The organism is Pseudomonas sp. PDM26, assembly GCF_019219185.1.
Lineage (GTDB): Bacteria > Pseudomonadota > Gammaproteobacteria > Pseudomonadales > Pseudomonadaceae > Aquipseudomonas.
Genome location: NZ_JAHUWC010000005.1, coordinates 380,943 through 400,916 on the forward strand (window position 1 = coordinate 380,943; position 19,974 = coordinate 400,916).

Genomic DNA, 19,974 nt, shown 5'->3' on the forward strand with positions numbered 1-19,974 from the left:
TCGGCGCCAGGCTCACCTGGCGCCTGATCCAATTAGCTGGCGACGATATTGACCAGTTTCCCGGGCACTACGATCACTTTACGGATGGTCAGGCCGTCGACGAAGCGCAGGACGTTCTCGTTGGCGCGGGCGGCTGCTTCGACTTCTTCGCGGCTGGCGCTGGCGGGCATTTCGATCTGGCCACGCAGCTTGCCGTTGACCTGGATGACAAGCGTCAGGTTGTCCTGCACCAGTGCGCTGTCGTCCTGCACCGGCCAACCGGCGTCGATCACAGGATCAGCGTGACCCAGTTGATTCCACAGTTCGTGGCTGATATGCGGCGTGATCGGAGCCAGCAGCAGAGTCACGGTTTCCAGACCTTCGTGAATCAGTGCGCGATCCTGCTCGGTGCCTTGCGCGGCTTTTTCCAGCACGTTCATCAGCGTCATCACCTGGGCGATGGCGGTGTTGAATTTGTGGCTCTGGCCGACGTCCTGGCTGGCCTGCTTGATGGCCAGGTGGATCGAGCGACGAACGGCTTTCTGCTCGTCATTCAGGCTGGCGACGTCCAGTTTGCCCGGCAGGCCCTGGGTGACGTGGGCTTGAGCCAGACGCCAGACACGCTTGAGGAAACGGTGCGAACCTTCCACGCCGGAGTCAGACCATTCCGCGCTCATGTCAGGCGGCGAGGCGAACATCATGAACAGGCGGCAAGTGTCTGCACCGAACTGGTCGATCATCGACTGTGGGTCGACACCGTTGTTCTTCGACTTGGCCATCTTCTCGGTGCCGCCGATTTCCACCGGCAAGCCGTCAGCTTTCAACTTGGCGCTGATAACCTTGGCCTTGCTGTCACGCTCAAGCTCGACGTCCGCCGGGTTGAACCAGGTGTAAGCGCCATTGGCTTCGCGACGATAGTAAGTCTCGGCGATCACCATGCCCTGGGTCAGCAGGTTCTTGAACGGCTCGTTGGAGCTCACCAGGCCTTCGTCACGCATCAATTTGTGGAAGAAGCGCGCGTAGAGCAGGTGCAGGATCGCGTGTTCGATACCGCCGATGTACTGATCCACCGGCAGCCAGTGGTCGGCTGCGGATTTTTCCACGAGGCCGCCTTCAAAGTGCGGCGAGGCGTAGCGGGCGTAGTACCACGACGACTCGACGAAGGTGTCCATGGTGTCGGTTTCACGCTTGGCAGGCTGGCCACATTTAGGGCAGCTGCACTCGTAGAACTCAGGCATGCGCGCCAGTGGCGAGCCGGCGCCGTCCGGCACCACGTCTTCCGGCAGTACGACCGGCAATTGATCTTCCGGTACCGGCACATCACCGCAGGTGTTGCAGTGGATGATCGGGATCGGGCAGCCCCAGTAGCGCTGACGGCTGATGCCCCAGTCGCGCAGGCGGAACTGGGTGCGCGAGGCGCCCAGTTCTTTCTTGATCAGCGCGACTTCGATGGCGTCGAAGGCACCCGCGAAGTCGAGGCCGTCGAACTCGCCGGAATTGATCAGCGTGCCGTACTCGCCGTAGGCGTCTTGCCATGGCTGCGGGTTGCTATCGCCGGAACTGGTGCGCACGACCGATTTAACCGGCAGGTTGTACTTGTGGGCGAACTCGAAATCGCGCTCGTCGTGGGCCGGAACCGCCATCACAGCGCCATCACCGTAGTGCATCAGCACATAGTTGGCGACCCATACCGACAGTTTTTCGCCGGTCAGCGGGTGCTCGACGAACAGGCCGGTCGGCAGGCCTTTTTTCTCCTGGGTGGCGACGTCGGCTTCAGCCACGCTGCCGCCCTTGCATTCAGCGATGAACGCTTGCAGCTCAGGATTGTTCTGTGCAGCGAGGGTGGCCAAGTGGTGTTCGGCGGCCACGGCGACGTAGGTCGCTCCCATGAGAGTGTCCGGACGGGTGGTGAAGACTTTCAGCACGCCCGCTTCGCCGATGGAATCGACGTTGTACGGGAACTGCACTTCCATGCCGCGGGATTTGCCGATCCAGTTGCGCTGCATGGTCTTGACCTGTTCAGGCCAGCCCGGCAGGTCGTCGAGGCTCTCCAGCAGCTCATCCGCGTAGGCGGTGATCTTGAAGTAGTACATCGGGATTTCGCGCTTTTCGATCAGCGCGCCGGAACGCCAGCCGCGACCGTCGATCACTTGCTCGTTGGCCAGGACGGTCTGGTCGATCGGGTCCCAGTTCACGGTGCCGCTTTTTTTGTAAATCACACCTTTTTCGAACAGGCGGGTGAACAGCCATTGTTCCCAGCGGTAGTAATCCGGCTTGCAGGTGGTCACTTCGCGCGACCAGTCCACCGCCAGGCCCAGGCTGCGCAGCTGGGTCTTCATGTAGGCGATGTTTTCGTAGGTCCACTTGGCGGGCGCTACGTTGTTCTTCATCGCGGCGTTTTCCGCCGGCATGCCGAAGGCGTCCCAACCCATGGGTTGCAGAACATTCTTGCCTTGCATGCGCTGGTAGCGGGAGATCACGTCGCCGATGGTGTAGTTGCGCACGTGCCCCATGTGTAGCTTGCCGCTGGGGTAAGGGAACATCGACAGGCAGTAGTAAGTCTCCTTGCCTGGCTGTTCACTGACTTCAAAGGACTTTTGCTCGTCCCAGAACGACTGGGCGGCGGCTTCGATTTCACGGGGCTGATATTGTTCGTGCATGGCTACTTTTGAACTGAATAGGGGTGGCCTAATCCTCTTCAATGCAACGCTGGACGGTGAACACGCCACATTGGCGTTTTCGAGGCCCAGCCGAGCTGGAAGTGGAGTTACAGGAAGCGCCGTAGCATACATGACCGCGCTCTACCGAGGGAAACCCTGATTGCTGCCGCACGTCCAGCAAAAACCGCTGCGAGGGCCGTTGGTCGCGGCGTTCAGCCGGTTTGTTCATGGAAGCTAAGCTCTAACTGGGGAGTAGGTCTTATCTTCCAATGAGGTGAGGGATGGTTGAGTCTCAGCAAAAAGCTACAAAACCGGAGCTGTACGAGAGGCTAATCGATCGTTTGGCCTTGGCCCTGGATGCGGCAAGAACCGCTGGCCGGTTGCGCGACGAACACCCTCTGGAACTGGAACTGCGTGGTCTGAGCCCCGCAGAGTTTGCACTGGTCAAGGCGTATCTGGATCGCAGTGAGCGTGAGACACACGGATGCTTGTCAGAGGCGGTAAAGCAACTCGACGTACCACGTTCGGCCAAGATTATCTGGCTCAAGGACAAGGTTCCCGGCAGAGACGCGGTAAAGGTCCGGTCTTTCCAGTTCAAATAGGGCACAGAGCCTTGCTCCATGCATTTTTGAAATATAGTCCTTGCGTAATGATTGTCGCATTGCTCCAACCCACTTAGGCTTCGGGCATCTCCGGGAGATGCTCAATGCCTTTTCGTTATTTCGTAAAACAACTTCTTTTGCCACCCGGCATTCTATTGCTGCTGCTTTTGCTTGCCTGGTGGTTGCGCCGATCCAGGCCAAGGCTTGCCGGTGCGTGCTTTGCGCTGGGCCTGGGGGGCTTCTGGCTGATGAGCCTGCCGGTGGTGGTGCAGTGGGGTGCCGGCCTGCTCGAGCGGGAGCCACCGCTGGCCCGCGATGAATGGGCAGTCCTGGGGCAACGCGCGGATGCGATCGTGATCCTCGGCTCGGGGCGCGAACGCGGTGACGTGGCCTGGGGCGCCGACCAGCCCACGGGTGTCGGCCTGGAGCGCCAGCGCTTTGCCGCGCGGCTGGCCAAGGCTTCCGGCTTGCCGGTACTGACCAGCGGCGGCTTGCATTACGGCACGCCACCCAGCGAGGCGCAGATGATGGCTGACTCCTTGCGCGACGATTTTGGCGTGAACGTGCGTTGGCAGGAAGGGCGCAGCCGCACGACCTGGGAAAATGCGCAGTTCAGCGCCGAAGTGCTGCTGCCACAGGGCGTCAAGCGTGTGGTGCTCGTGACTCATGCCGGGCATATGCCACGAGCGGTCTGGAGTTTCCGCAAGGCCGGGTTTGAGGTGGTGCCGGCGCCGGTAGGGTTTCTGGGCGGCGACAACGCGCGGCCACTGGGTGGCTGGATGCCGGAGTTCAAGGCGATCTGGCAGAACGGGCAATTGATGAACGAGGCGGTGGGGCAGATCGGTTATTCGCTGTTTTACCGGTAAAGATCAAAAGATCGCAGCCTGCGGCAGCTCCTACAGTTGGAATGCAATCCCCTGTAGGAGCTGCCGCAGGCTGCGATCTTTTCTAGACGGTCCTGGCCATCCGGCTCGCAATCAGCGCCCAACCGAACAACAGCACGCAGACAATGAGCAATGGCCACGAACGCCATTCCAGGTATGGCGTGAGATTGTGCATCGGCACCACTTCGCCATACAGGATGCCGCGTTCGAACTGCGGGATCTGATCGGTAATCTGACCGAACGGGTTGATCAGGCCGGATACGCCGTTGTTGGTGGCGCGGATCATCCAGCGGCCGGCCTCCAGTGCACGCATCTGCGCCATCTGCAGGTGTTGCAGGGGGCCGATGGAGGTGCCGAACCAGGTGTCGTTACTGATAGTCAGCAGCAGGTCGCTGCGGGCGGCAAGGCTGGCAGCGAACTCCGGATAAACCACTTCATAGCAGATGAACGGCGCGATCTGATAACCCTTGGCTTGCAGCAGCGGCTGGTCGGCCGGGCCGCGAGCGAAGTCCGACATTGGCAGGTCGAAGAATGCGATCAACCCGCGCAGCATCTCCTGCAAGGGGACATATTCACCAAACGGCACCAGTTTTTGCTTCAGGTAAGTGCCGTCGCCTTCACCGGTAACGGTGATGCCATTGAAGAAACGCTTCTCGTGGCGTACTTCCATGCGCACCGGGACACCGGTAATGAACGCCGATTTACGTTCGGCCGCGAAACTGCCCATCATGTTCAGGTAGCCCTCGGCGGACTCCTTGAGCACCGGAATCGCTGTTTCCGGCCAAATGAGAAGGTCGGCTCGCCTGGAGCTGAAACTCATGTCGCGGTACAACGCCAGTTGCGCGTTGAGCTGCGCCGGGTCCCACTTCATGCTTTGTTCGACGTTGCCCTGAATGGCGGCGACGCTCAGTGGCGGCCCCGACGGGCTGGTCCAGGCATGATGTTTGAGGGCCATACCGACCAGCCATGGGCCGACCAGCAGCAATAAACCGGCAGCGATGAAGCCTTTACGCCCCGTGCGAACCAGGCGCAAGCCGTTGTAGATCAGCGCAGCTGTCAGGGCCAGGGTAAAGGAAATCAGCCACATCCCGCCGATGGGAGCAAGCCCGGCCAGCGGGCCATCGAGCTGGCTGTAACCGGAATACAGCCACGGGAAACCTGTCAGGAACCAACCACGGAAAGCTTCCTGGCCAACCCACAGCGCAGCGAAGGCCAGCGCGTCGGCCAGCGGTGCCTCATTGCGACGCAGCCAGCGCGCCCAAATCCAGGCGGGCAGGGCAAAGAACCAGGCAATCGCCGCGGTGAAGATCAGCATCAGGAAGCCGGCCAGCAGCATCGACGCGCCGCCGAAGTGGTGAATGCTGTAGTAGATCCAGCTGGTGCCGGCACCGAACAGGCCGAAACCGAAACACCAGCCGCGACCCAGCGCCTGGCGTGGGCTCAGTTCGCGCAAGCCGGCATAGAACAGGCCGACGGCGAGCAGTGCCAGTGGCCAGATATCGAACGGCGCCAGGGCCAGGGTGGTGATTGCACCGGCCGCCACGGCCAGCAGGTTACCGGGCCAGCCGGGGCGGGTTGTCCAGCGCATTTCAATCCTTAGCGAGCAATGGGCGTCAGGCGAAGCAAGTGAATCCGACGGCTGTCGGCGTTCAGGATGCGGAAGCGGTACGGGCCGATTTCGGTGATTTCGTTACGTTTTGGCAAATGCCCGAACGCGCTCATTACCAGGCCGCCAACGGTGTCGAATTCATCGTCGGAGAACTCGCTGTCGAAAAAGTCGTTGAAGTTCTCGATCGGTGTCAGGGCCTTGATCAGGAAATCACCGCTGGGCAGCGGCTTGATGTAGCTGTCTTCTTCGACATCGTGTTCGTCTTCGATGTCGCCGACGATTTGCTCCAGCACGTCTTCGATGGTCACCAGACCGGCCACGCCGCCGTACTCGTCGATGACGATGGCCATGTGATTGTGGTTGGCGCGAAATTCGCGCAGCAGCACGTTAAGGCGCTTGGATTCCGGCACAAAGGTGGCCGGGCGCAGCAGGTCCTTGATGTTGAAATTGTCGCCGTTCTCCTTGAGGATCAACGGTAACAAGTCCTTGGCCAGCAACACGCCCATCACGTCATCATGGCTTTCGCCGATCACCGGGTAGCGGGAGTGGGCCGAGTCGACCACGGCTGGCAGGAATTCGCGGGGTGTCTGGGTCGCCTTGATGCTGACCATTTGCGAGCGCGGGACCATGATGTCCCGAACCTGCAAGTCAGCCACCTGGATGGCGCCTTCGACGATGGCCAGCGCTTCGCTGTCCAGCAGTTTGTTCTGGTGTGCATCGCGCAGCAGCTCCAGCAGCTCCTGGCGGTTTTTCGGCTCGTGGGCAAAAGCCTGGGTGAGCTTACCCAGCCATGACTTCTGCCCGTTGCTCGATCGATCTTCGCTCATAGCGATTACTCTGAATCCTTTGTCGTTTTGGTAGGGGATAAATCGGTTTCGTCGTCCGCGTACGGATCGGGAAAGCCCAGTTCTGCAAGCAACGTTCGTTCCAGTGCTTCCATCTCTTCGGCTTCGTCGTCATCAATATGGTCGTAACCGAGCAGATGCAAGCAGCCGTGAATCACCAGGTGTGCCCAATGGGCCTTGAGTTCCTTGCCTTGCTCGGCGGCTTCACGCTCGACCACGGCCACGCAGATCACCAGATCGCCCAGCAGCGGGATGTCGAGGAACTCATCCGGCACATCGGCCGGGAATGACAAGACGTTAGTTGCGTAATCCTTTTGCCGCCAGGTGTGGTTCAGCTCGCGGCCTTCGGCTTCGTCGACCAGGCGAATGGTCATCTCCGAGTCGGCGGTGCGCTGGCGCAAAGCCAGTTCGCACCACTGGCGGAATTCGGCTTCGCTGGGGGCGGGGGCTTGGGTGGCGATTTGCAGGTCAAGCTCAAGCATCGCGGCGGCTATCCTTGGCGGCTGCATCATCGGCCGCTTTAGTTTCGAAGCGCTCGTAGGCTTCGACAATCCGTTGCACCAGTGGATGACGCACGACGTCCTTGGGCTGGAAATGGGTGAAGCTGATTCCCGGCACTTCCTTGAGCACTTCGATCACATGGTGCAGGCCGGATTTGGTGCCGCGTGGCAGGTCGACCTGGGTGATGTCCCCGGTGATGACGGCCGTGGAGCCGAAGCCGATCCGGGTCAGGAACATCTTCATCTGCTCGACCGTGGTGTTCTGGCTTTCGTCGAGAATGATGAAGCTGTTGTTCAACGTACGGCCGCGCATGTAGGCCAGCGGCGCGACTTCGATCACCTGGCGTTCGATCAGCTTGGCGACGTATTCGAAGCCGAGCATTTCGTAGAGCGCGTCGTAGAGCGGGCGCAGGTACGGGTCGATTTTCTGTGCGAGGTCGCCGGGCAGGAAGCCGAGTTTTTCACCCGCTTCGACCGCCGGACGCACCAGCAGGATGCGGCGGATCTGCTCGCGCTCCAGTGCATCGACCGCGCAAGCCACGGCCAGATAGGTCTTGCCGGTACCGGCCGGACCGATGCCGAAGTTGATGTCGTTACCGAGGATTTCCTTCACGTAGCGCACCTGATTCAAGCCGCGGGGGCGAATCATGCCTTTCTTGGTGCGCAGGGCCACGGACGGTTCGGCGGGGGCGTGGTTGTCCAGCTGTTCGACGGCCGATTCCTGCAGGAACAGGTGAACCATGTCCGGCGACAGCTCGGTACCCTTGGTTTCCCGGTACAGGCGGCGCAGGAGGTTTTCCGCGGAGGTGGTGTGTTTGGGTTCGCCGATCAGCTCGAACTGGTTTCCGCGATTGCGGATCTCGATGGTCAGGCGCTGTTCGATCAAGCGCAGGTGCTCGTCGAATTGCCCGCACAGATTGGCGAAGCGACGAGCTTCAAAAGGCTCGAGGATGAAACGATGTGGTTCTATGGGTGCGTTCAAGGTCGTATTTAGCCGCCCTGGGGCAATTGGGATGAAATCAAGGATAACGCCAGTGGGCTGGGTGCGAAAGCTCTTAAATCAGGCCGCCTGATTCCTGCCTCTGGCGCGGACTCTGTAGGAGCGAGCTTGCTCGCGAAGGGCTTGAATGCCCCTCGTTCATTCAGGATGCACGCGTCATCGTTGACGACCATCGCGAGCAGGCTCGCTCCTACACCAGCGAACCCCGCAGCGAATGCGGCTGCGCGGCATCGATGTGCACGTCCGCGAACTGGCCGATCAGGGTCGGATTGTCGCAGCGGAAGTTGACGATACGGTTATTCTCGGTGCGGCCTTGCAGCTCGCCCGGGTCTTTTTTCGAGTAATCGGTTACCAGGATCCGCTGGATCGAACCGACCATTTGTCGGCTGATCTCGAAGCCTTGCTGGTTCAAGCGATGTTGCAGGGCATTCAGGCGCTCTTTTTTCAGCTCTTCCGGGGTGTCGTCTGCCAGGTCGGCAGCGGGGGTGCCCGGGCGCTGGCTGTAAATGAACGAGTAGGAAAAGTCGAAGCCGACGTCGGCAATCAGCTTCATGGTTTGCTCGAAGTCTTTCTCGGTCTCGCCCGGGAAGCCGACGATGAAGTCCGAACTGATGCAGATCCCTGGCACGGCGGCGCGCAACTTGCGCAGTTTGGATTTGTATTCCAGCGCGGTGTGGTTGCGCTTCATCGCGGCGAGGATGCGGTCCGAGCCCGACTGCACCGGCAAGTGCAGGTGCTTGACCAGTTCCGGCACGTCGGCGTGGGCCTGGATCAGGCTGTCGGAGAACTCCAGCGGATGCGACGTGGTGTAACGGATGCGGTCGATGCCGTCGACCGCTGCGACCACGCGAATCAGTTCGGCCAGATCCGCCAGGCGTCCGTCACGGGTGAGGCCACGATAGCCGTTGACGTTCTGCCCCAGCAACGTCACTTCGCGCACGCCGTTTTCGGCCAGGTGAATGATCTCGGCAAGCACGTCGTCAAACGGCCGGCTGACTTCTTCACCGCGGGTGTAGGGCACCACGCAGAACGTGCAGTATTTGCTGCAACCCTCCATCACCGAAACGTAAGCGCTCGGGCCGTCGATGCGCGGTTCGGGCAGATGGTCGAATTTTTCGATTTCCGGGAACGAGACGTCGACTTGCGGCAGCTTGCTGATGCGCGCGGCGTCGATCATTTCCGGCAGACGGTGCAGGGTCTGCGGGCCGAAGACCACGTCGACGTACGGCGCGCGATCGCGGATGGCCGCGCCTTCCTGGCTGGCCACGCAACCGCCGACGGCGATCACCATGTCCGGGTTGGCCAGCTTCAGTTCGCGCCAGCGGCCGAGCTGGGAGTAGACGCGATCCTGGGCACGTTCGCGGATCGAACAAGTGTTGAGCAGGATCACGTCGGCGTCTTCAGCGCGGGCAGTGACTTCCAGGGCCTGATGTTCGCCCAGCAGATCGACCATGCGCGAGCTGTCGTACTCGTTCATCTGGCAACCGTGGGTTTCGATGTAAAGCTTCTTGGCCATGGAATAGAGTCATCACCTGATTCAAAGAACCGCGCATTATAGGGAACATGTACCCAGGTTCCTACCGCTGCGCGTCCGATGGCTATGCTATAGTTCGCGCCCTCATTTTTATCCCCCGATGTGTTGCTCGCCCGCCATGACCAAACGTGAAGCTCCAATCTACAAGGTGATTTTCCTCAACCAGGGCCAGGTGTTCGAAATGTACGCCAAGCAGATCTATCAAAGTGATCTGTGGGGCTTTCTGGAAGTGGAAGAGTTCGTCTTTGGCGAGCGCACGCAAGTGGTCGTCGATCCGAGCGAAGAAAAGCTCAAGGCTCAGTTCGAAGGCGTGGTGCGCAGCTTTGTGCCAATGCATTCGATCGTGCGTATCGACGAAGTCGAGCGTATGGGAACACCGAAAATCAGCGAAGCCCGTGGCGCGGTCGGCAATGTAATGCCGTTTCCGATGCCAATGCCTGAGAAGTAAGTAGCAGCGGCTAGATAGGCTTGTTGTGGCGAGGGTGCTTGCTCCCGCTCGGCTGCGAAGCAGTCGCAAGACCGAAACGCGCGGTGTGTCAGGCAGAGTGCGATTGCAGGGTTTAGGGCCGCTTCGCGCCCCAGCGGGACGGTGCGGCGGTCCGACAAGCTCCCTCGCCACAACAAGCCACCTCGCAGTCAGCAGTGCTCAGGGAAGAGGTGCGAAAGGCGTACGCCCGTCAGCGCTCTGCAATTCCATCAGGTATTTACGGAAAATTTGCCCGAGCACCTGGGTGGCGACTTCGAGTTCTTCGCGGGGCATCTTTTCGGTGACTTCGTCGGCGGTATCCAGGGCATCTTCGGCGCCGTTGACCGCCGCCATCTTCAGCAGGATGTACGCCTGAACGTTATTGGCCGGCACGCCTTCGCCGTGGAAGAACATGGTGCCGAGCTTGAGTTGTGCCTGGGCGTGGCCTTGCAGCGAGGCTTTTTCGAAATAGCTCAGGGCTTGATTGAGGTCGCGCGGCGTGTTTTTGCCTTCGTAGTAGAACTCACCCAACTCGTATTGCGCTTGTGCATCCCCTTCATCCGACGCTTTCTGGCAGGCGGCGAGCGCCTGTTCCAGGTCTTGCGGCTGGGTATTGAGGGTGCAGCGACCCATCGCTGGGATTAACAACGAGTTGCCGCCTGCTTGTGCGTGCGCGAGCAGGGGCTGAAGAAGCAACAGGCAGCCCAGTGCAAGGGTGCGGCCGGTGCGGTTCATGGGAATCGACTTACCTCTGAAGGGCGCGCGGACCCATCGAGGGATCCAATAAGCGCGCATTATGAAATAAGCAGGGGCAACCTTACAAAGTCTTTACTCGTTTTTCTGCTGCGCGGGAAATATATCACCCGTTTTGCGAGGGATTTTTGCTGAAACTGTAGGAATACAGGCGGGCGTGTAGGTGAAAGCTGACGCCGGCAATGGCCAACGTCAGCGCCACAGCGTTATTTCAAGGCGGCGAAGGCGCGCTCGGCGGCGTCCAGGGTCAGTTTCAGCTCGGCTTCGCCATGAGCGATCGAAGTGAAACCGGCTTCGAAGGCGCTCGGTGCCAGGTACACGCCCCCTTCCAGCATCAGATGGAAGAAGCGACCGAACAGGGCAGCGTCGCTGGCCATGACGTCATCGAAGGTGACGATGTCGTCGGCGCCGCTGAAGTACAGGCCGAACATGCCGCCGGCCTGGGTGGTCACGAACGGAATACCGGCCGCATCGGCGCGCTGTTGCAGGCCGTCGAGCAGGCGAGTGGTGTAGTCGGTCAGCTCGGCGTGGAAGCCCGGGCGGCTGATCAGGCGCAGGGTGGTCAGCCCGGCGGCCATCGCCAACGGGTTACCGGACAGCGTGCCGGCCTGGTAGACCGGGCCCAGCGGAGCGATGCGCTGCATGATTTCGCGCTTGCCGCCGAAGCAACCGACCGGCATGCCGCCACCGATGATCTTGCCGAACGTGGTCAGGTCCGGTGTCACGCCGTAGTACGCCTGGGCACCGCCGAGGGCAACACGGAAACCGGTCATCACTTCGTCGAAAATCAGCACCACGCCGTGCTTGTCGCACAGGGTCCGCAGGCCTTCGAGGAAACCCGGTGCCGGCGGCACGCAGTTCATGTTGCCGGCCACTGGCTCGACGATGATGCAGGCCACGTCCTGACCGACTTCGGCGAGCATGGTTGCTACCGCGTCGATGTCGTTGAACGGCAGGGTCAGGGTGTGTTTGGCGAATGCCGCCGGTACACCGGCCGAACTCGGTACGCCCTGGGTCAGTGCGCCGGAGCCGGCCTTGACCAGCAGGCTGTCGGAGTGACCGTGGTAGCAGCCTTCGAATTTGATGATGCTGTCGCGGCCGGTGAAACCACGGGCCAGGCGAATGGCGCTCATGGTCGCTTCGGTGCCGGAGCTGACCATGCGCACCATTTCCATCGACGGCACAAGCGAGCAGACCAGGTCGGCCATCTGCGTTTCCATCTCGGTCGGGGCGCCGTAGGACAAGCCGTGCTCAAGCTGCTTGCGCACGGCGTCCAGCACGTCCGGGTGGCTGTGGCCAAGGATCATCGGGCCCCAGGAACCGACGTAATCCACATAGCGCTTGTCGTCTTCGTCGGTGACGTAGGCGCCTTCGGCGTGCTTGAAGAACAACGGCGTACCGCCGACGCTCTTGAACGCGCGAACCGGCGAGTTCACGCCACCGGGAATGTGTTTTTGGGCATTGGCAAACAGCGTTTCGGAACGAGACATGGTCGGGCTCTCAAATCAGATTTTAAGCGACTTAAATAGAAAACAATTCGTTGAAGGCGCGGGCACGGCGGGTCACTTCTGTCGTGTTCTCGGCGCCAAACAGGCCATGCACCACCGCCAGCAGATCGACGCCATGGGCCACCAGTGGGGCGGCGTTATCCAGGGTGATGCCGCCGATCGCGCAGATCGGCAAGTGCAACTGCTTGCGGGCCTGGTCGAGCAGGTCGAGGCTGCAGGTCGGCGCGCCAGGCTTGGTGTTCGAATTGAAGAAGCGGCCGAAGGCGACATAGCTGGCACCTTCTTTGGCAGCTTGTTCGGCCAGTTCGAGCTGCGCGTGGCAGGTTGAACCGATGATCGCCTGACGCCCGAGCAGCGCACGGGCGGGAGTCAGTGGGCCATCGGTCTGACCCAGGTGCACGCCCACGTTCAGGCGGGCCGCCAACTCGGCGTCGTCGTTGATGATCAACTGCGTCTTATAGCGTTCGCACAGCCCGCGCAAGGCTTCGGCCTCACGCAGGCGACGGGCCTCGTCGCTGCTTTTGTCGCGGTATTGCAGCAGGGTGACGCCGCCTTCAAGCGCCGCCTCCACGTACGAAAGAAATTTACCGGCCAGTAACTGACTGTCGGTAATGGCGTACAGGCCACGTAGTTTCATCGGACAAGCCTCACCGCATTACAAATAGAAGTTACGAACAGAAATCCAGTGGTAAACGGCGCGGCACAAACTGGCCTTTACCCAACTGCTCGGCATCACGCAGGGTGCGCCATGTGTAGTTAAGCGCGGTCTGCACGGCACTGGCGAGGTTTTCGCCCTGGGCCAGACGACCGGCCAGCGCACTGGCCAGGGTGCAACCGGATCCGTGATAACTGCCCGGCAAGCGCTGGCAGGTAAAGGTTTCGCGCAGGCCGTCACGGCTGTACAGGCGATTGTGGATTTCGGTTTCGTCGCCATGGCCACCGGTGATCAACAGGTGTTTGACGAACGGCAGGAGTTTTTCAGCGCACTCGTCCGCAGTGCCTTCGGGCAGTTCGGCGAGGATCCGGGCTTCGGGAAGGTTAGGGGTCGCAATGATCGACAGGGGCAGCAGGCGTTCGCGCATGGCGTAGCCGACTTCGTCCTTGCCCAGGCGTCCGCCGCCGCCGGCGCGCAGCACCGGGTCGCAGACCACCGGCAAGTGCGGGTGCGCCGAAAGCAGTTCGACCACCGTGTCGACCATTTCCAGGGAGCCGAGCATGCCCAGTTTGACCGCCGCGACTTCGGAGTCGTTGAGCACGGCATTGGCCTGGGCCAGTACCCACTCACGGTCGAGGACGCGGAAATCAGTGACATTGACAGTGTCTTGAACGGTCAGGGCGGTGACGGCCGGAGCCGCATGGCAACCCTGAGCGAGCAGGGCTTCGATATCTGCCTGCAAGCCGGCGCCACCACTTGGGTCGTGGCCGGAGAGACAGAGGACAACGGGGCGAGAGCTGTAGATATTCATGGTGCGCGAGCTTACCACCAAACATTCTTTTTCGGGGGCAGCGACTCTCCATTGTGGCGAGGGAGCTTGCTCCCGCCGGGGCGCGAAGCGGCCCCAAAAAACCTTCACGTTTATTGCGTCAACTGGTTTTACGATTGCTTCGCAGCCGGGCGGGAGCAAGCTCCCTCGCCACAGTGATTTTCCTGCCATTGATAATCGTTCATCAGTGTTGCTGAAACGCCCGTCCTAGAGCCTTTGTAGGAAAAATTTCAATGGTGTTTAATGGCTATCAACGGCTATGCTAGAGTGGATCCAAACCAATAACAGGTAATACCGGTTTTACGTCTGCTCAAAAGGAATGGGGGGCTTCCTGACAGAACCGGACAGGCCACGCTGGGGCTTCAATGCACTATTTGCTGATGTTGCTGTTGTGTTTGCCCCTCCTGGCAAACGCCGTCGAGTTCGATGAGTTCACTCAAAGCCTCCCCTTGGGCCGAACCCTGCAGGTCTACGAGGACGCAGGTGGTCAGGCGAGCATCGCGGATATCCGTGCGCAAGCGGCGGCCGGCAACTTCAAAACGCACCAAAAAGACACGCTCAACGCCGGGTACTCGCGTTCGGTATTCTGGCTGAAAATCGACCTGCATTACCGTCCGGCCAATCCGGCGGCGCAACGGACCTGGCTGCTGGAATTGGCCTATCCGCCCCTCGATCATCTCGATCTCTATTTGCCCGATGCGGCCGGCAACTATCAGTTGGTCAGGCAGACCGGCGATGCCTTGCCGTTCGCTGGCCGCGAGATTCGCCAGAACAACTATTTGTTCGACCTGACGTTCAAGCCTGGCCAGGCCGAAACCGTATTCTTGCGATTGCAAAGCGAAGGCTCGATCCAGGCACCGGTAACCTTGTGGTCGAGCACCGCCTACCTCGAAGATCAGCCTGCGCGCCTCTATGTATTGGGGCTGATCTACGGCGTGCTGCTGGGGATGCTGGTCTACAACCTGTTCATCTACCTCAGCGTGCGCGACACCAGTTACCTCTACTACATCCTCTATATCGCCTCGTTCGGCTTGTATCAGCTGTCGGTAAACGGTGCGGCTGTGCAGTATTTCTGGCCGGACAACCCTTGGTGGGCCAACGCCGCGACGCCGTTTTTCATCGGCTGTGCGGGGTTGTTCGGCAGTCAGTTCGCCCGCAGTTTCCTGCAAATGGCTAGCCACAGTCGCTGGCTCGACCGCTTGTTGCTGGCGCTGGTTGCCTTCGGTGCGTTGGTGGTCGGCCTGTCGTTGATGAGCAGTTACGCCCTGGCCCTGCGCCTGGCCACGGCACTGGCGCTGACGTTCACCGTGGTGATTTTTGCCGCCGGGATCTTTGCCTGGCTGCGGGGCCTGCGGGTGGCGCGGTATTTCATTATTGCCTGGTCGGCGTTTTTGCTCGGCGGCATCGTCAATACGCTAATGGTGCTGGGCTACCTGCCGAACGTGTTCCTGACCATGTATTCCAGCCAGATCGGCTCGGCCATCGAAGTGGCGTTGCTGTCTCTGGCACTGGCCGACCGCATCAACGACATGCGCGAGCAGCAGGCACAAACCCTGTTCGACGCCAGCCAGAAGCTTGAAGTGCTCAACCAGCAACTGGCTCGCAGCAACAAGCTCAAGGACGAGTTCCTTGCCACCCTGACCCACGAACTGCGCACGCCGATGAACGGTGTGATCGGTTCGCTGGAGCTGATGCAGACGGTCGAAATGGACCCGGAGCTCGAGCAGTATCAGCAGACGGCTGCGGGATCGGCGCGGGACATGATGCGCATGGTCAACGGCATCCTCACCCTCACCGAACTGCAGGCCGGCAAACTCAAGGCCTCGGCCGACACCTTCAGCTTGCGCGGCATGGTCGAGGCACTGCGCATGCAGTTCGAGGGCAACGCATCAGGCAAGTCGCTGGACTTCAAGGTCGATATCGCGCCAGGTGTGCCGGATCGCTTGCATGGCGACAACGTCAAGATCGCGCAGTGCCTGGAATGTCTGCTGGATAATGCCATCAAGTTCACCAGGGTCGGCGGCCTGGCCCTGCGGGTGACCGGCAAGGCCATTGAGCCCGACCGGCTGGCGTTGACCTTTGCGGTGATCGATACGGGCATTGGCTTCACTGATTTGGGGGAGGCCACGATGTATCAACGGTTCTTTCAACTCGATGGCTCGATGACCCGTGAGTACGGTGGCCTGGGTGTTGGCCTGGCGATTTGCCGACAGTTGGTCGAATTGCTGGGTGGACGCCTGACGCATCGCACCGAGCCGGGACGCGGCAGCCGGTTTCAGCTGGATGTCGAAGTCGGGTTGTCGGTGGCCGAACGTCCGGTGATGCCGTTGATGCCCCGGGATTTTCCGCGCCTGCGCTTGCCTCAGGATTGTGCCGTGCTGTTGGTGGATAACAACAGCATCAGCCAGTTGGTGATGCGCGGCATGTTGCTCAAGCTGGGGTTCCGCGTGCGTACGGCTGATAGCGCCAATGTCGCACTCGATCTCTTGCAGCGCGAAGTGTTTGACGCGGTGCTGGTCGACTGTCAGTTGCCGCTTCAGGGCGGTGAGTCGGTGTGCTGCCAGATCCGCGCGTTACCGGGTTATGCCGAGCTGCCGTTGTTCATGATCGCTCTGGGCGGCGAGCGTGAACACTGCCCGACCGGCGCGTTGATTGATCACTTGAACAAGCCGGTGAAATTCGAAGACTTGCAGGCCGCCCTCTACCGCCGTGTGCTCTGCTCGCAACAGGGCGAAAGCGCCGACAGTTAGGCGGATATGACACTTTGATCGGCCGAGGGGCGGTGCTTAACTGAAGTCCCTTGGCCGACCAAAGGAGCCCTGTCATGAACCTGCATCAGTTCGCCGAAACCCACGAAGTCACCAACCAGCCTCCGTCACTGGACGGCGCCAACCTGTACCGCATCGACTTGCCATTGCAGGAATGGTCGCGGCGCTTCGGGGCCGGTTGGGCCGAGTCGCGGATCGACGCCTACGGCGCACTGGCCGGTGGCCCGTTGATGGAAGCCGGGTTCCTGGCCAATCAGAACAAGCCGGTGTTCAACAGCCATGACCGGTATGGTAATCGTATCGATCTGGTGGAGTTTCACCCGGCCTATCACGAACTGATGCGTACGGCAGTTGAGCATGGCTTGACCTCATTGCCCTGGGCTCATCCGCAGTCCGGCGCCCACGTGGCCCGCGCTTCCATGACTTACTTGCACAGCCAGGCCGAGGCCGGCAGCGGCTGCCCGCTGACCATGACCTTCGCCAGCGTTCCGGCCATGCGTCTGCAACCGGACCTGGCTGAAAAATGGCTGCCGAAAATCCTCGCCACCGAATACGATCCGCGCAACGTCGGCATGGCCCACAAGGCCGGGGTCACCATCGGCATGGCCATGACCGAGAAGCAGGGCGGCACCGATGTGCGGGCCAATACCACCAAGGCGTATCCGGTCGGTGCCAGCGGTCCGGGCCAGGCCTATGAGCTGGTGGGTCACAAGTGGTTTTGCTCGGCGCCGATGTGCGACGCGTTCCTGACACTGGCGCAGACCGACAAGGGCCTGACCTGTTTCCTGTTGCCGCGTCACCGCCCGGACGACACACGCAATCAGTTCTACATCCAGCGCCTGAAGAACAAGCTCGGCAACTGCTCCAACGCCTCCAGTGAAGTGGAGTTCCGTGGTGCGCTGGCGTGGATGGTCGGTGAAGAGGGCCGGGGTGTTCCAACGATCATCGAAATGGTCGCCATGACCCGCTTCGATTGCATGGTCGGTTCCAGTTCACTGATGCGTCAGGCGCTGACTCAGGCCAGCCATCACTGCGCTCACCGCTCGGTTGGCGGCAAACTGCTCAGCAAACAGCCGTTGATGCAGAACGTGCTGGCGGATCTGGCGCTGGAAAGTGAAGCCGCCCTGGCCTTGAGCCTGCGCATGGGGCGGGCACTGGATCATCTGGACGATTCGCAGGAAGCCAAATTCGCCCGACTGGTGACGGCGGTGGGCAAGTACTGGATCTGCAAGCGGGCGCCGGCCATGATCAACGAAGCCGCCGAATGCATGGGCGGCGCGGGTTATGTCGAAGAGAGCATCCTGCCGCGGCTTTACCGCGAGGCACCAGTGAATTCGACGTGGGAAGGCTCCGGCAACGTGCAATGTCTCGACGTGCTGCGTGCCCTGTCGAAAGAACCGGGTGTGCTCGACGCGCTGTTCAGTGAGTTGGGCGATGGTCATGGCGACAAGCGCCTGGCTGCGCACATCCATCAATTGCAGGCGGCCTTCAAGGACACCAGCGACATCCAATACCGCGCCCGCCAACTGACTGAAGACATCGCCTTGGGGTTGCAGGCCAAGTTGTTGCTGGAGACCGGGAATGCGGTGGTCAGTGATGCCTTCATCGCCAGTCGTCTGGTGGGTGGCGGCCGAGTGTATGGCGCATTGCCACGAGGCCTGGACGTGGAAACCATTGTCGCCCGCTCGACCCCGCAAGGGTTCTGATTGGTTAGAAGATCGCAGCCTTCGGCAGCTCCTACGGGTACACGACGAGCTCTTGTAGGAGCTGCCGCAGGCTGCGATCTTTTTTGGCTGTTCCCGTGAAGCGACGATGCAGGCAAGATGAAGGTCTGCAAGTCAGAACACAGGATGCTGATCGTGACCGAAGCTTTTATTGTCGTTCAAACCGCCGAGCAAGCCGTGGATCGGCTTGCACTCTTGCACAATCGTGCAACCACCGCGCTGAGCCAGGCGCTCAAGCGTTACCTCAAGGATCGCGTCGAGCCCGATGCCGAACAGCGCTCGATGTTCCGCTATCCCGAATTGCGCCTGACCTACCTTTGCCAGGGCGAAGTCCCGCAGACCACCCGTGCCTATGCCAAGGTCCAGTTGCCGGGCACCTACAGCGTCACCGTCACCCATCCATCGGCTTTCCGTAAATACCTGCTGGAACAGCTGGTTCCGCTGATGCACGACTTCACCGTGACCGTGGAAGTCGGTGTCAGCGAGCAGAACATCCCGTATCCGTATGTGGTCGAGCAGGGCGATGAACTGGGGGGATCCGGCGTCACCGCTGCCGTGCTGGCGCGGGTGTTCCCGAGTACCGACCTGTCGGCCGCGACCGATGGCATTGCCGACGGTTTGTACGATTGGGAAAACACCGATCCGCTGCCCCTGGCCCTGTTCGATGCCGCGCGGGTGGATTTCTCCCTGCGCCGACTGGTGCATTACACCGGCAGCGACTGGCGGCATGTGCAGCCGTGGATTCTGCTGACCAACTATCACCGCTACGTCGACCAGTTCATCGTCCATGGTCTGGAGCAACTGCGCAAAGATCCGCGCTTCGTGCGCATGGTGCTGCCGGGAAATGTGATCATCGAGAAGGGCATGGATCACGGCGAAGCCTCGGCGATTGCCGCCGGAGTGGTCTGGCACCGCTACCAGATGCCGGCCTATCACCTGATCGCCAGTGACGGCCACGGCGTGACGCTGGTCAACATCGGCGTCGGCCCGTCCAACGCCAAGAACATCACCGACCACCTGGCCGTGCTGCGCCCGCATTGCTGGCTGATGATCGGTCACTGCGGCGGCCTGCGTCAGTCGCAGACTATTGGCGATTACGTGCTGGCACACGCTTACATGCGCCGCGACGGGATTCTCGACCGAGTGGTGCCGCCGAACATTCCGATTCCGGCGTTGGCCGAAGTGCAGCTGGCGCTTCAGCAAGCGGCGGCCAACGTCACTGGCGAGAAGGGCGACGAACTGAAGAAACGCCTGCGTACCGGCACCGTGCTGACCTACGACGACCGTAACTGGGAACTGCGTTGGGCCCAGGAACGTCCGCTGATCAACCTGTCCCGCGCCGTGGCGGTGGACATGGAAAGCGGCACCATCGCAGCGCAAGGTTATCGTTTGCGGGTGCCATACGGCACGTTGCTGTGCGTCTCGGACAAGCCGTTGCACAGCGAAATCAAGCTGCCGGGTTCGGCCAACGCCTTCTATGAACGCGCGGTCAGCCAGCACTTGAAGATCGGTATCGAGGCGGTGGATCTGTTGCGCACCGAACTCAACTCACTGCACTCGCGCAAATTGCGCAGTTTCGACGAGCCGCCGTTCCGCTGATTTGTCGATGGTCATTTAACGGTCGGGCTACTAGCATTAGCAGCCCTGACCGTTAGATG

The 19,974-nt window shown here is 60.8% G+C and carries 16 protein-coding genes; 6 read left to right on the forward strand and 10 right to left on the reverse strand.

Annotated elements, in window-relative coordinates; all coding sequences use genetic code 11:
* Positions 1 to 32 precede the first annotated feature (32 nt).
* A complete protein-coding gene (leuS, locus tag KW849_RS13165; protein ID WP_218429780.1) occupies positions 33 to 2,639 on the reverse strand; it encodes a leucine--tRNA ligase in 2,607 nt (868 codons plus the stop codon).
* Between the two features lie 281 nt (positions 2,640 to 2,920).
* Here leuS and KW849_RS13170 point away from each other — a divergent pair, with 281 nt between their 5' ends.
* Together KW849_RS13170 and KW849_RS13175 are read left to right on the forward strand one after the other, a co-directional pair.
* Positions 2,921 to 3,241, forward strand: coding sequence for a hypothetical protein (locus KW849_RS13170; RefSeq protein WP_108216349.1), 321 nt, complete (start codon positions 2,921 to 2,923; stop codon positions 3,239 to 3,241).
* Positions 3,242 to 3,345: 104 nt separating this feature from the next.
* Positions 3,346 to 4,107 (forward strand): YdcF family protein, encoded by a 762-nt coding sequence (locus KW849_RS13175; RefSeq protein WP_218429781.1) that lies wholly within the window; start codon positions 3,346 to 3,348, stop codon positions 4,105 to 4,107.
* An 82-nt stretch (positions 4,108 to 4,189) separates the two neighbouring features.
* Here KW849_RS13175 and lnt read toward each other — a convergent pair whose 3' ends face one another.
* The 5 genes from lnt to miaB form a co-directional block, all read right to left on the reverse strand.
* Positions 4,190 to 5,713, reverse strand: coding sequence for an apolipoprotein N-acyltransferase (gene lnt, locus KW849_RS13180; RefSeq protein ID WP_218429782.1), 1,524 nt, complete (start codon positions 5,711 to 5,713; stop codon positions 4,190 to 4,192).
* Between the two features lie 8 nt (positions 5,714 to 5,721).
* Positions 5,722 to 6,561, reverse strand: coding sequence for an HlyC/CorC family transporter (locus KW849_RS13185; protein WP_108216352.1), 840 nt, complete (start codon positions 6,559 to 6,561; stop codon positions 5,722 to 5,724).
* A gap of 5 nt (positions 6,562 to 6,566) precedes the next feature.
* Positions 6,567 to 7,061, reverse strand: coding sequence for an rRNA maturation RNase YbeY (ybeY, locus tag KW849_RS13190; protein WP_218429783.1), 495 nt, complete (start codon positions 7,059 to 7,061; stop codon positions 6,567 to 6,569).
* Complete coding sequence (locus tag KW849_RS13195; RefSeq protein ID WP_108216354.1) at positions 7,054 to 8,061, reverse strand: PhoH family protein; 1,008 nt, start codon at positions 8,059 to 8,061, stop codon at positions 7,054 to 7,056. Before KW849_RS13195 ends, ybeY begins: the two co-directional genes overlap by 8 nt.
* A gap of 208 nt (positions 8,062 to 8,269) precedes the next feature.
* Entirely contained in the window at positions 8,270 to 9,595 is a 1,326-nt protein-coding gene (miaB, locus tag KW849_RS13200; RefSeq protein WP_218429784.1) for a tRNA (N6-isopentenyl adenosine(37)-C2)-methylthiotransferase MiaB, read from the reverse strand.
* 136 nt (positions 9,596 to 9,731) lie between these two features.
* Here miaB and KW849_RS13205 point away from each other — a divergent pair, with 136 nt between their 5' ends.
* Positions 9,732 to 10,061, forward strand: coding sequence for a DUF1820 family protein (locus tag KW849_RS13205; protein WP_008052403.1), 330 nt, complete (start codon positions 9,732 to 9,734; stop codon positions 10,059 to 10,061).
* Between the two features lie 198 nt (positions 10,062 to 10,259).
* Here the strand turns inward: KW849_RS13205 and KW849_RS13210 are convergent, their stop codons facing one another.
* From KW849_RS13210 to KW849_RS13225, 4 genes are all read right to left on the reverse strand, one after another.
* Positions 10,260 to 10,814: a tetratricopeptide repeat protein gene (locus KW849_RS13210; protein ID WP_218429785.1), complete on the reverse strand. Its 555-nt coding sequence runs from the start codon at positions 10,812 to 10,814 to the stop codon at positions 10,260 to 10,262.
* Positions 10,815 to 11,038: 224 nt separating this feature from the next.
* The gene (gene hemL / locus KW849_RS13215) at positions 11,039 to 12,322 is read right to left on the reverse strand and encodes a glutamate-1-semialdehyde 2,1-aminomutase (RefSeq protein ID WP_108216358.1); all 1,284 of its coding nucleotides are present in this window, start codon (positions 12,320 to 12,322) and stop codon (positions 11,039 to 11,041) included.
* Between the two features lie 31 nt (positions 12,323 to 12,353).
* The gene (thiE, locus tag KW849_RS13220; RefSeq protein ID WP_218429786.1) at positions 12,354 to 12,977 is read right to left on the reverse strand and encodes a thiamine phosphate synthase; all 624 of its coding nucleotides are present in this window, start codon (positions 12,975 to 12,977) and stop codon (positions 12,354 to 12,356) included.
* A gap of 31 nt (positions 12,978 to 13,008) precedes the next feature.
* Positions 13,009 to 13,806 (reverse strand): hydroxymethylpyrimidine/phosphomethylpyrimidine kinase, encoded by a 798-nt coding sequence (locus tag KW849_RS13225; protein WP_057713171.1) that lies wholly within the window; start codon positions 13,804 to 13,806, stop codon positions 13,009 to 13,011.
* A 383-nt stretch (positions 13,807 to 14,189) separates the two neighbouring features.
* Here KW849_RS13225 and KW849_RS13230 point away from each other — a divergent pair, with 383 nt between their 5' ends.
* The 3 genes from KW849_RS13230 (at position 14,190) to amn (ending at position 19,915) form a co-directional block, all read left to right on the forward strand.
* The gene (locus KW849_RS13230) at positions 14,190 to 16,574 is read left to right on the forward strand and encodes a hybrid sensor histidine kinase/response regulator (protein WP_218429787.1); all 2,385 of its coding nucleotides are present in this window, start codon (positions 14,190 to 14,192) and stop codon (positions 16,572 to 16,574) included.
* A gap of 74 nt (positions 16,575 to 16,648) precedes the next feature.
* Positions 16,649 to 18,298 (forward strand): acyl-CoA dehydrogenase family protein, encoded by a 1,650-nt coding sequence (locus tag KW849_RS13235; protein WP_218429788.1) that lies wholly within the window; start codon positions 16,649 to 16,651, stop codon positions 18,296 to 18,298.
* A 117-nt stretch (positions 18,299 to 18,415) separates the two neighbouring features.
* Complete coding sequence (amn, locus tag KW849_RS13240; RefSeq protein WP_218429789.1) at positions 18,416 to 19,915, forward strand: AMP nucleosidase; 1,500 nt, start codon at positions 18,416 to 18,418, stop codon at positions 19,913 to 19,915.
* The last annotated feature ends 59 nt before the right edge of the window (positions 19,916 to 19,974 follow it).

What these genes read in the sequence shown, in the direction of transcription:
- leuS (WP_218429780.1), bottom strand. Translation starts at nt 2,639, where the DNA reads ATGCACGAACAATATCAGCCCCGTGAAATCGAAGCCGCCGCCCAGTCG.
- KW849_RS13210 (WP_218429785.1), bottom strand. Translation starts at nt 10,814, where the DNA reads ATGAACCGCACCGGCCGCACCCTTGCACTGGGCTGCCTGTTGCTTCTT.
- KW849_RS13235 (WP_218429788.1), top strand. Translation starts at nt 16,649, where the DNA reads ATGAACCTGCATCAGTTCGCCGAAACCCACGAAGTCACCAACCAGCCT.
- KW849_RS13175 (WP_218429781.1), top strand. Translation starts at nt 3,346, where the DNA reads ATGCCTTTTCGTTATTTCGTAAAACAACTTCTTTTGCCACCCGGCATT.
- KW849_RS13230 (WP_218429787.1), top strand. Translation starts at nt 14,190, where the DNA reads ATGCACTATTTGCTGATGTTGCTGTTGTGTTTGCCCCTCCTGGCAAAC.
- lnt (WP_218429782.1), bottom strand. Translation starts at nt 5,713, where the DNA reads ATGCGCTGGACAACCCGCCCCGGCTGGCCCGGTAACCTGCTGGCCGTG.
- miaB (WP_218429784.1), bottom strand. Translation starts at nt 9,595, where the DNA reads ATGGCCAAGAAGCTTTACATCGAAACCCACGGTTGCCAGATGAACGAG.
- amn (WP_218429789.1), top strand. Translation starts at nt 18,416, where the DNA reads ATGAAGGTCTGCAAGTCAGAACACAGGATGCTGATCGTGACCGAAGCT.
- thiE (WP_218429786.1), bottom strand. Translation starts at nt 12,977, where the DNA reads ATGAAACTACGTGGCCTGTACGCCATTACCGACAGTCAGTTACTGGCC.
- KW849_RS13205 (WP_008052403.1), top strand. Translation starts at nt 9,732, where the DNA reads ATGACCAAACGTGAAGCTCCAATCTACAAGGTGATTTTCCTCAACCAG.
- KW849_RS13185 (WP_108216352.1), bottom strand. Translation starts at nt 6,561, where the DNA reads ATGAGCGAAGATCGATCGAGCAACGGGCAGAAGTCATGGCTGGGTAAG.
- KW849_RS13170 (WP_108216349.1), top strand. Translation starts at nt 2,921, where the DNA reads ATGGTTGAGTCTCAGCAAAAAGCTACAAAACCGGAGCTGTACGAGAGG.
- KW849_RS13225 (WP_057713171.1), bottom strand. Translation starts at nt 13,806, where the DNA reads ATGAATATCTACAGCTCTCGCCCCGTTGTCCTCTGTCTCTCCGGCCAC.
- ybeY (WP_218429783.1), bottom strand. Translation starts at nt 7,061, where the DNA reads ATGCTTGAGCTTGACCTGCAAATCGCCACCCAAGCCCCCGCCCCCAGC.
- hemL (WP_108216358.1), bottom strand. Translation starts at nt 12,322, where the DNA reads ATGTCTCGTTCCGAAACGCTGTTTGCCAATGCCCAAAAACACATTCCC.